Genomic DNA, 10,520 nt, shown 5'->3' with positions numbered 1-10,520 from the left:
ATCTATTCCTGATTGCTTTAAACTTAAAGTCGAAAACAATTAGGAATGGTGGCTACTACGGGATTTGAACCTGTGACCCCATCATTATGAGTGATGTGCTCTAACCAGCTGAGCTAAGTAGCCATTACCATGTTTTCCGCTCCTTTCGATTCGTTGCTGTCTCGTTGGGAACGGGGCGCATTATGCGTATCTGAGCGAGAACCGTCAACAGTTTTTTCGAAGAAATTTGGATAAATGAATCGTTCGGTTCCTTTTTAAACAAAGAGGCGCGTTAATGATCTAAAACTGGTAAAAAATTGACGGCAGCTATTGAAATTAATAGGCGGCTTTGATCGGGATATAAAAAAAGCCAGCAATCGTGCTGGCTTTTAAAGTCAATAACTTGGGCAAAAAATGCGCAAATGATTAAACGTTAAAACGGAAGTGAACCACATCGCCATCTTTTACGATGTATTCTTTACCTTCAAGACGCCATTTACCTGCGTCTTTCGCGCCGCTTTCACCGTTGAATTGAATAAAGTCGTCGTAACCAACGACTTCAGCACGGATAAAGCCTTTTTCGAAGTCAGTGTGGATCTTACCCGCTGCTTTTGGTGCTGTTGCGCCAACAGGGATAGTCCATGCACGAACTTCTTTTACGCCAGCTGTGAAGTAAGTGTGTAGTTCAAGCAGTTCGTAACCTGCGCGGATAACGCGGTTTAGACCTGGTTCTTCAATACCCATATCAGCAAGGAACTCTTCACGCTCCTCGTCTTCTAGTTCAGCCATTTCTGACTCAATCGCCGCACAAACAGCAACAACAACGTTGTTCTCTTTAGCTGCGTATTCGCATACAGCGTCTAGGTAAGGGTTGTTTTCGAAACCATCTTCATTCACGTTAGCAATGTACATGGTTGGCTTTAGCGTTAGGAAGTTTAGGTAATCAACCGCCAACAACTCTTCTTTAGAAAGCTCAACCGTACGTGCCATACCACCTTCAGTTAATACTGGTAGCAGTTTTTCTAGTACAGTGATTTCGAACTTAGCGTCTTTGTCGCCGCCTTTTGCTTTCTTCGCGTTACGCTGAATCGCGCGCTCACAAGAATCAAGGTCAGCTAGAGCAAGCTCAAGGTTGATCACTTCGATATCTTCGATCGGAGAGACTTTACCTGCAACGTGGATAATGTTTTCGTTTTCAAAACAACGAACAACGTGGCCAATCGCATCCGTTTCACGGATGTTTGCTAGGAATTTGTTTCCTAGGCCTTCACCTTTTGATGCACCCGCAACTAGGCCTGCGATGTCTACGAATTCCATTGTCGTCGGCAGTACGCGCTGTGGGTTCACAATTTTAGATAACGCATCAAGACGTAGATCTGGTACTGGTACCACACCTGTGTTTGGCTCGATTGTACAGAACGGGAAGTTTGCTGCTTCGATACCCGCTTTCGTTAGTGCATTGAACAGAGTTGATTTACCAACGTTTGGTAGACCAACGATGCCGCATTTAAAACCCATGATTGTAACCTTATTCAGCTTTGAACGTGTGTAAGCGATTTTGTGCTTTGCTTAGGCCATCTTTTAATAAGATGTCGAGGCAACGAACAGACTCGTCTGCCGCTGCATCAAGGAGCTCTTGCTCTTTAGCGGGAGCTTTACCTAACACATAACCTGCCACTTTATCTTTGTGTCCAGGATGGCCAATGCCGATCCGTAGACGATAAAAATCTTTATTGTTGGCTAATTTGCTGATGGTATCACGCAGGCCATTATGACCACCGTGACCACCGCCTTTTTTAAATTTAGCCACACCAGGAGGTAAGTCTAGCTCGTCATGAGCGACCATGATCTCTTCTGGTTTAATTTGGTAGAACTTCGCTAGTGGCGCAATGGCTTTACCAGACAAGTTCATAAAAGTGGTGGGGATCAAAAGACGAAGATCTTCACCATTTACCATGATGCGTCCAGTTAGACCAAAGAACTTTGGCTCATTCTTTAACGTGACGTTATGAACGCGAGCTAACTCTTCCACTACCCAAGCGCCCGCATTATGGCGAGTCTTAGCGTATTCAGGGCCAGGGTTAGCCAGTCCGACAAGAAGTTTGATCTGTTGAGTCAAGGTTGGGATCTCTCTGGAATATCAAAAAGCGCAGTATGATAGCACACAAATCCCAACTGGGGCGAGGTGTCAATACGTTGCGCAAAAAGTGGCTGATTATCCCAACAGGTGAATCAACGTTATTTGTTTTGGGAATAGCCATAAAAAAACACCCCTTAAAGGGGTGTTTTCAAATTCGTATTAATCTTAAAAAAGATTAGTTAAACATTGCAGAGATTGACTCTTCGTTGCTAATACGACGAATCGCTTCAGCAAGCATGCGAGATAGGCTTAGAGTGGTTACTTTGCCTGTTGCTTCCATCTCTTTAGACAGTGTGATTGAGTCAGTGACGATCACTTGGTCTAGAACAGAGTTCTTGATGTTTTCAGCGGCGTTGCCAGAGAAAACAGCGTGAGTTGCGTAAGCGAATACACGCTTAGCACCGCGCTCTTTCAAAGCTTCTGCTGCTTTACATAGCGTACCACCAGTGTCGATCATGTCATCAACGATCACACAGTCGCGACCTTCAACATCACCGATTAGGTTCATTACTTCTGATACGTTTGCACGTGGACGACGCTTATCAACGATAGCAATATCGATATCGCCAAGTGCTTTAGCCGTTGCGCGAGCACGTACCACACCGCCTAGGTCTGGAGAAACCACAACTGGGTTATCTAGACCACGAGTTTGCATATCTTCAAGCAATACCGGTGTACCGAAGATGTTATCTACAGGTACATCGAAGAAGCCTTGGATTTGCTCAGCGTGTAGGTCGATCGTAAGAACGCGGTCAACACCAACGTTAGAAAGGAAGTCAGCCACAACTTTTGCAGTGATAGGCACACGTGAAGAACGTACACGACGGTCTTGGCGAGCGTAACCAAAGTAAGGGATAACTGCTGTAATACGGCCAGCAGAAGCGCGGCGCATCGCATCAATCATAACGACAAGTTCCATTAAGTTGTCGTTGGTTGGTGCACAGGTAGATTGGATGATGAATACATCACTACCACGTACGTTTTCGTTGATTTGAACAGCGACTTCGCCATCAGAAAAACGAGAAACAGTAGCGTCACCAAGAGAGATGTATAGACGATCAGCAATGCGTTGGGCTAGTACAGGTGTAGCGTTACCAGCAAATAGCTTCATATCAGGCACGGTGGAAACCTCGGGGTTGCGTCCAGTATTTAAATAAATAGATTGTGGGCTAAACGGTAGTTAGCCAGTGTCTGGTAGAGTGGCGAAACGTTATTCCCTTTCGCTACAAAGGCCGAGACAGTGTCAGGGAGCTGCTCGAGTACCTGTTGTGCATCGTTTTTACGAATAAATTCAGCAAAAACACACGATCCCGTACCGGTCAATCTTGACGGCGCGTATTGTAGCAGCCATGAAAGTTGCTTATCAACCTCTGGGTACAGCATTCTCACAATTTTTTCGCAATCGTTTTCGTAATTGTTCTCTAGCAGCTCAGATAATGGCCGTTTTTCGGTGTCTCGCGTCAGATCGGGGTGGGTAAAAATATCCACGGTGGCGATACTCACATCGGGTCTAACCACTAAGTAGTATTTCTCTTCGGGTTCGACAGCAATAATTTCTTCACCGACACCTTCAGCAAAGGCCGCGTGCCCGCGAACAAACACCGGCACATCAGCACCAAGTTTTAGGCCGATCTCTGCCAGTTGGTCGTCAGTACAGCCGGTTTGCCACAGGTGATTAAGCGCAACCAATACGGTAGCCGCGTTGGATGAACCGCCGCCAATGCCGCCCCCCATCGGTAGGATTTTTTGTAACTGAATGTCAGCACCATATTGGCAGCTGGTAAATTGCTGCAAAGCGGTTGCTGCACGCCAAATTAAATTGTCGTGCAGTGCGACACCTGGAATATCGGGTGACAGAGTGATTTCGCCACTTTTATTGGCGGTAATCGTGAGCTCATCACCGTGGTCGAGAAACTGAAACAAGGTTTGCAGTTCATGGTAACCGTTGGCACGACGACCTGTGATGTAGAGAAACAGATTTAATTTTGCTGGTGAAGGCCAGTGCGTGGTGTCACTAATCATTACTTCAATGTCCACTTAGAAATCACTAAATTAATCGTGATGTCGTTTTGCTTGAGTTTAAGTTTATGCGGAACAGGCAGCGTTGAGCCCAAAAATGAAACATCTTGATAGCTGACATATTCGAGCTGCCATGTTTGCCCTTGGATCGTTTTGGTTAATGACGCCAGTGTTTGCGTGTCATTAACCGTGTAATGATCGGCATTGGTGGGCTTACCTAATAGCCAATCATTGAGTTGTTCGACAGGAATGGTCAATCCGGTCAGACGGGTGATCAAACGATCGGCGCTGACATCGGTTAAATTTTGGTCGTCATAGGTTTCGACAGTGGCATAGCCTGGACGACTTTGCATATTCAATACCGTTTGACCAAGGAAAGTGCTCAAACGTAATTGATTGCTCTTGGCGTCGTGTTGCCATTGAAAATTTAACGACTCTCTTTGTTCTGGTGAAATATAACCAAGCTTACCCACCGCTTGGTAATCACTGACTAATTCAAGTCTTTGTTGATGAGCCTGCCACTCGACACTGGTGTGGCTATCTTGAATGGAACTACAGCCAGCAAGAGTCGCTAGCAGCGCGATGATAGCAAGTAATCGCGAAGATAATCGGTGAAACATCAGTACATTTATCCTAAATGAGCGATATAAGGATGATTACTATAGCATTGTTCTTATGATGAACTCTTGCTTCCTTTGCGTTCGCGCAAAATGAAAAAAGACAATGCAGCAGTGATCAATAAATTGGCTGTTTTAAACAGGCTGTAATCCGGTTTTTTTGGGCTCAAAGAGAGGTTTTAGGTAGCAAGCTGGAAAAACAAATTCGCGATCCCCTTTTATTCAAGGGGGGCATCAAGTAAAATTCCGTCCTTGTTCGATCATAACTTGATTCAGAGAACCCACAGTACATGTCTTTGCTTGCTATCGGTATAAATCATAATACGGCTTCTGTAGAACTGCGCGAAAAAGTCGCTTTCGGGCCGGAAAAGTTACCGCAAGCACTACAGCAACTGACTGAAAATCAGCTTGTTAACGGTAGCGTTATTGTATCAACTTGTAACCGTACTGAGGTTTACTGTGATGTAAAACCTTCGGCGAGAAACAAGGTGATTGACTGGATTTCACAGTTCCACCAAGTGATTCCTGAAGAGCTAAAACCCAGCCTTTATATTCATGAAGAGCAGGCCGCGATTCGTCATTTGATGCGTGTTGCGTGCGGATTAGACTCTCTCGTGCTGGGGGAACCGCAGATTTTAGGTCAAGTCAAACAAGCCTTTTCTGACTCGCGTGAACATAAAGCGGTTAATGCGGCGATGGAAAAATGGTTCCAAAAAACCTTTTCAGTTGCAAAACGCGTGCGTACCGAGACAGATATTGGCGGCAGCGCGGTTTCAGTTGCGTATGCGGCGTGTACGCTTGCTAAGCATATTTTTGAATCGTTACAGCAATCGACCGTTCTTTTGGTCGGCGCTGGTGAAACGATTGAGTTAGTAGCGAAGCATCTAGCTGGCAACGGTTGCACCAAAATTATTGTTGCGAACCGTACCCGTGAACGCGCATTGACCTTAGCGGAAGAGTTTGGCGCGGAAGTGATCAGTTTACCTGAGATTCCAGAGCATCTTGCGCGCGCAGATATTGTTATTAGTTCGACCGCAAGCCCATTGCCGATTATTGGTAAGGGGATGGTGGAAAGCGCCTTGAAAGCGCGCCGTAATCAACCGATGTTGTTTGTTGATATTGCGGTGCCGCGTGATATCGAGTCCCAAGTGGGCGAACTCGATGATGCCTATTTATATACTGTTGATGACTTGCAATCGATTGTCGATAGCAACATGGAACAACGTAAAGTTGAAGCCATTCAAGCGGAAGCGATCGTCAGTGAAGAGAGTGCCGCGTTTATGACTTGGCTACGTTCTTTGCAAGGCGTTGACAGCATTCGAGATTATCGCACTAGTGCTAATGACATTCGTCAAGAGTTATTGGCGCGTAGTATTCATGCCCTGCAGGCCGGTGGCGATCCGGAAAGCGTGTTGATTGAGCTTAGTAATAAGCTAACCAATCGCTTGATTCATACACCGACTCGCGCACTACAAAACGCTGCAGAGCAAGGTGAGCCAGCACGGCTTGCCATTATTAGACAAAGTTTGGGTCTTGATGACCCGCTATAACTAGAACCCCCGAGTTAATAAAATATGAAAGCCTCAATTCTGACTAAGCTAGAAACGCTAGTAGAACGTTACGAAGAAGTACAACACCTGCTAGGCGATCCTGGTGTGATCGGTGATCAGAACAAATTCCGTGCATTGTCTAAAGAGTATTCGCAACTTGAAGAAGTGACGAAGTGCTTCCAAGCTTATCAGCAAGCTCAAGAAGATCTTGAAGCGGCAGAAGAGATGGCGAAAGAAGATGACGCAGAAATGCGTGAAATGGCTCAGGAAGAAATCAAAGACGCAAAAGAAAGCATTGAGCGTTTAAATGATGAGCTGCAAATTTTGCTGCTACCAAAAGATCCAAACGACGATCGTAACTGTTTCCTAGAAATTCGTGCGGGCGCAGGTGGTGATGAAGCGGGTATCTTTGCTGGTAACCTTTTCCGTATGTACTCGAAATTCGCCGAGAAAAAAGGCTGGCGCGTTGAAGTGATGAGTAGCAACGAATCAGAGCAGGGCGGTTACAAAGAGATGATCGCAAAAGTAACCGGTGATGGTGCTTATGGCGTACTGAAATTTGAATCAGGCGGTCACCGTGTACAACGTGTTCCTGAAACTGAATCTCAAGGTCGTGTGCATACGTCAGCGTGTACGGTTGCAGTAATGGCGGAAATCCCAGAAGCGGATTTACCAGAAATCAAAGCGGCTGACCTGAAAATTGATACTTTCCGTGCCTCAGGCGCAGGTGGTCAGCACGTCAACACCACGGATTCAGCAATCCGTATTACCCACTTACCAACAGGTACTGTGGTTGAGTGTCAGGACGAGCGTTCACAGCACAAGAACAAAGCGAAAGCGATGCAGGTTCTTGCTGCTCGTATCGTACAAGCTGAACAAGCACGTCGCGCGGCAGAAGTGTCAGATACACGTCGTAACCTACTAGGTTCTGGTGACCGTAGTGACCGTATTCGTACTTACAACTACCCACAAGGTCGTGTTTCTGATCACCGTATCAACTTGACCATCTACCGTCTAAACGAAGTGATGGAAGGCGATCTCGCAAGCTTGATCGACCCTGTAATCCAAGAGCACCAAGCGGATCAGCTTGCCGCTCTTGCTGAGAACCACTAATTCAATGACGGCACCAAACAGTGTTGAAAACACACTAAAAAGCGCCGTACAGCAACTTCAAGAGAGCGGCAGCGAATCGCCGTCTCTTGATGCCGCGGTATTGCTCTGCCATGCGCTGGAGAAACCGCGCTCATTCTTGATGACTTGGCCTGAAAAAGAGTTGAGTCAGCAAGAGCTTGCCCCATTTGAAGCCTTGTTGGCACGCCGTTTAACTGGCGAACCCGTCGCTTACATTGTCGGTGAGCGTGAGTTTTGGTCGCTACCATTGCAAGTCTCGCCAACCACTTTAATCCCTCGTCCTGATACAGAACGTCTTGTTGAGCTTGCTCTAGATAAAGCGATGGAAACCGACGGTGATATCTTAGATTTGGGCACAGGCACTGGTGCAATTGCTTTAGCTCTGGCCTCAGAGTTGCCTAAACGTAACGTGGTTGGTATTGATCTTATGGTCGAAGCCCAACAATTGGCTACCCGCAATGGTCAGCGCTTGGCGATCAACAATGCGACCTTTTTGGCTGGCAGCTGGTTTGAGCCGCTTGAAGTTGGTACGCAGTTTGCTGTAATTGTGTCTAATCCACCTTACATAGAAGAAAACGACCCGCATTTAACTCAAGGTGACGTGCGTTTTGAACCGCTTAGTGCGCTGGTGGCGAGTGATAATGGTTTGGCTGATATTCGCCATATTATTCAAGCTGCGCGTGGCTATTTATGTGATCAAGGATGGTTATTGTTTGAACATGGATTCGAACAAGGTAAAGCAGTAAGAGCAATTTTTGCAGAGTACGGCTATCAACAAGTCGAAACTCATCAAGATTATGGTCATAACGATAGGGTAACACTGGGTCGTTTTGTAAAATAAGGATAGAGAGCATCTCATGTACGAAGGTTTGAAGCATTTTCATCTATTAACAATTGCCCTAAGTGCCACACTGTTGTCGGTACGTTTTGCACTATTAATGGCAAACTCCCCACTGCGTGAGAAGAAATTTCTTAAAATCTTTCCTCACATCGTCGACTCAGCTCTGCTGATTTCTGGGGTTGCGCTGATTGTTGGGTTTATTCCATGGTCAGCTGCGCCATGGTTGCCATCTAAACTGACTTGCGTATTAGCCTATATCGCACTGGGTTTCTTTGCTCTGAAGTTGGCGAAAAACAACTGGCTACGTGTATTTGCATTCTTTGGCGCACTTGGTTGGTTATTGATGGCGGGCAAAGTGGCGATCACCAAAACGCCATTGTTGTTCTAAATGAGTACCGACATGCAACCTTTGTTTGATGAAGACTTTGATGCTCTTGAGCTGATTGAAGGTGCTTTAGTACTGAATCACGCGATCAATCCAGACACACAAGTTGATTGGGTCAATGTAGAACTGCAACGTTTAGTCGCTGAGGCGGAGCTTGCCTTAGTGCATGAAAGCAATGAGCAGCAACGATTTGAAGCGTTCTTGCGTCTATTTTACTTTGATTGGGGCTTTCAAGGCGATGTTGAAGCCTACTTCGATTCGGCTAACGCGTTTGTCGATAAAGTATTAGAACGTCGCAAAGGCATACCAGTCAGCTTGGGCGCCGTGATGTTGTATATCGGTAAAAGACTTGGTTTTCCTATCGATGGCATTACCTTCCCAACTCAATTTTTGCTGACTCTACAGTGGCCGGGACAAAAGCCGCTCTACGTTAATCCTTTTAATGGTGAGTATGTCTCGGAGCATACGTTGCGAGCATGGTTAGTTGGCCACCGCGGGCCATTTGCTCAATTAGAGTCTAAACACCTTGAGATTGCCGATCATCCCACGGTCATTGGTCGCTGGTTAGCGTTAATCAAAAGTGCATTACTGCGTGAAGAGCAATACTCGTTAGCGCTGCACTGTACTGACTTGGCGCTGAGCTTTGTGCCAGACGATCCTTATGAAATTCGCGATCGCGGCTTTATCTATCAGCAGCTAGACTGTCATAAAATGGCCTTGACGGATTATCAATACTTTATTGATCAGTGCCCTGATGATCCCGCGGCGGATTTGTTGAAAAATCAAGTTCGCGCGATGAGTCAAACTCAAGTTACCTTACACTAAGTCCAGCAATTAATGCTGGCGTAAAACGTTGAAATAGAGAGATAAAAATGGAACAGAAAATCGTTCGCGTTGGTGATATTCCTGTTGCTAACGACAAACCGTTTACTTTGTTTGCTGGTATGAATGTTCTAGAGTCTCGCGATCTTGCGATGCAGATTTGTGAACACTACGTAAAAGTGACCGAGAAGTTAGGTATTCCTTACGTATTTAAAGCGTCTTTTGATAAAGCAAACCGTAGCTCTGTTCATTCATACCGTGGCCCTGGCCTAGAAGAAGGTATGAAGATCTTCCAAGAGCTTAAAGATACTTTCGGCGTGAAAATCATCACTGACGTTCACACAGAAGCACAGGCACAACCTGTAGCTGACGTCGTTGACGTGATTCAGTTACCAGCATTCCTTGCACGTCAAACTGACTTGGTTGAAGCCATGGCGAAAACGGGGGCGGTAATCAACGTTAAGAAACCTCAATTTATGAGCCCAAATCAAGTGGGTAACATCGTTGATAAATTTGCAGAATGCGGTAACAACAATGTGATTCTTTGTGAGCGTGGTTCGTGCATGGGTTACGACAACCTAGTGGTTGATATGCTTGGTTTTGGTGTAATGAAAAAAGCATCTAACGGTAGCCCAATCATCTTTGACGTAACGCACTCGCTACAGATGCGTGATCCATCTGGTGCTGCTTCTGGTGGTCGTCGTGAGCAAACGGTTGAACTAGCGAAAGCTGGCTTGGCAACGGGTATTGCGGGTCTGTTTATTGAAGCGCATCCAAACCCAGATCAAGCGCGTTGTGATGGCCCATCTGCGTTGCCACTCGACAAACTTGAACCGTTCCTAAAACAGATGAAAGATCTGGATGATTTGATTAAGAGCTTTGCTCATATCGATATCAAGTAACGCGATTCGTTTTCGATATTAAGGCTGCCATTGGCAGCCTTTTTTATGCCTTTCTGAGATGGAAATATTGTCTTTGAACAGTCTAATGTAGGGTAATCATGTTGGTACTATGAAGCGGCGCATGGTTTGTATTT

General features: G+C 45.8%; 11 protein-coding genes and 1 tRNA gene. 6 read left to right on the top strand and 6 right to left on the bottom strand.

Annotated elements, in window-relative coordinates:
* Positions 1 to 46 precede the first annotated feature (46 nt).
* The 6 genes from RH88_RS08700 to lolB all read right to left on the bottom strand — a co-directional run bounded on the left by RH88_RS08700 (position 47) and on the right by lolB (position 4,758).
* A tRNA-Met gene (locus tag RH88_RS08700) sits at positions 47 to 123 on the bottom strand.
* Between the two features lie 282 nt (positions 124 to 405).
* A complete protein-coding gene (gene ychF, locus RH88_RS08695; protein WP_005595062.1) occupies positions 406 to 1,497 on the bottom strand; it encodes a redox-regulated ATPase YchF in 1,092 nt (363 codons plus the stop codon).
* 10 nt (positions 1,498 to 1,507) lie between these two features.
* Positions 1,508 to 2,098, bottom strand: coding sequence for an aminoacyl-tRNA hydrolase (gene pth / locus RH88_RS08690; RefSeq protein ID WP_005595060.1), 591 nt, complete (start codon positions 2,096 to 2,098; stop codon positions 1,508 to 1,510).
* A 196-nt stretch (positions 2,099 to 2,294) separates the two neighbouring features.
* Positions 2,295 to 3,239 carry a ribose-phosphate pyrophosphokinase gene (locus RH88_RS08685; RefSeq protein ID WP_005595057.1) on the bottom strand — a complete coding sequence of 315 codons (945 nt, stop codon included), beginning with the start codon at positions 3,237 to 3,239 and terminating at the stop codon, positions 2,295 to 2,297.
* Positions 3,240 to 3,268: 29 nt separating this feature from the next.
* Complete coding sequence (gene ispE / locus RH88_RS08680; protein WP_005595055.1) at positions 3,269 to 4,141, bottom strand: 4-(cytidine 5'-diphospho)-2-C-methyl-D-erythritol kinase; 873 nt, start codon at positions 4,139 to 4,141, stop codon at positions 3,269 to 3,271.
* On the bottom strand, positions 4,141 to 4,758 hold the full coding sequence (lolB, locus tag RH88_RS08675) for a lipoprotein insertase outer membrane protein LolB (protein ID WP_005595054.1): 618 nt from the start codon (positions 4,756 to 4,758) through the stop codon (positions 4,141 to 4,143). The genes ispE and lolB overlap by 1 nt, the downstream gene beginning before the upstream one ends.
* Positions 4,759 to 5,045: 287 nt before the next feature.
* Here lolB and hemA point away from each other — a divergent pair, with 287 nt between their 5' ends.
* From hemA to kdsA, 6 genes are read left to right on the top strand one after another with little or no spacing between them, the layout of a single operon-like run.
* Positions 5,046 to 6,305: a glutamyl-tRNA reductase gene (gene hemA, locus RH88_RS08670; protein WP_005595053.1), complete on the top strand. Its 1,260-nt coding sequence runs from the start codon at positions 5,046 to 5,048 to the stop codon at positions 6,303 to 6,305.
* A 24-nt stretch (positions 6,306 to 6,329) separates the two neighbouring features.
* A complete protein-coding gene (gene prfA / locus RH88_RS08665) occupies positions 6,330 to 7,418 on the top strand; it encodes a peptide chain release factor 1 (protein ID WP_005595051.1) in 1,089 nt (362 codons plus the stop codon).
* Positions 7,419 to 7,422: 4 nt separating this feature from the next.
* On the top strand, positions 7,423 to 8,277 hold the full coding sequence (gene prmC, locus RH88_RS08660; RefSeq protein ID WP_005595049.1) for a peptide chain release factor N(5)-glutamine methyltransferase: 855 nt from the start codon (positions 7,423 to 7,425) through the stop codon (positions 8,275 to 8,277).
* Positions 8,278 to 8,293: 16 nt separating this feature from the next.
* Positions 8,294 to 8,665, top strand: a complete 372-nt coding sequence (locus tag RH88_RS08655) for a SirB2 family protein (RefSeq protein WP_005595046.1) — start codon at positions 8,294 to 8,296, stop codon at positions 8,663 to 8,665.
* A gap of 12 nt (positions 8,666 to 8,677) precedes the next feature.
* Positions 8,678 to 9,487: a SirB1 family protein gene (locus RH88_RS08650; protein WP_005595044.1), complete on the top strand. Its 810-nt coding sequence runs from the start codon at positions 8,678 to 8,680 to the stop codon at positions 9,485 to 9,487.
* 47 nt (positions 9,488 to 9,534) lie between these two features.
* Positions 9,535 to 10,386, top strand: coding sequence for a 3-deoxy-8-phosphooctulonate synthase (gene kdsA, locus RH88_RS08645; RefSeq protein ID WP_005595043.1), 852 nt, complete (start codon positions 9,535 to 9,537; stop codon positions 10,384 to 10,386).
* The last annotated feature ends 134 nt before the right edge of the window (positions 10,387 to 10,520 follow it).

The sequence above is a fragment of the Vibrio scophthalmi LMG 19158 genome (assembly GCF_000222585.1).
GTDB lineage: Bacteria > Pseudomonadota > Gammaproteobacteria > Enterobacterales > Vibrionaceae > Vibrio > Vibrio scophthalmi.
The sequence above is the reverse complement of the archived record's forward strand: the minus strand, read 5'-3'. Positions and strand labels throughout refer to the sequence as shown.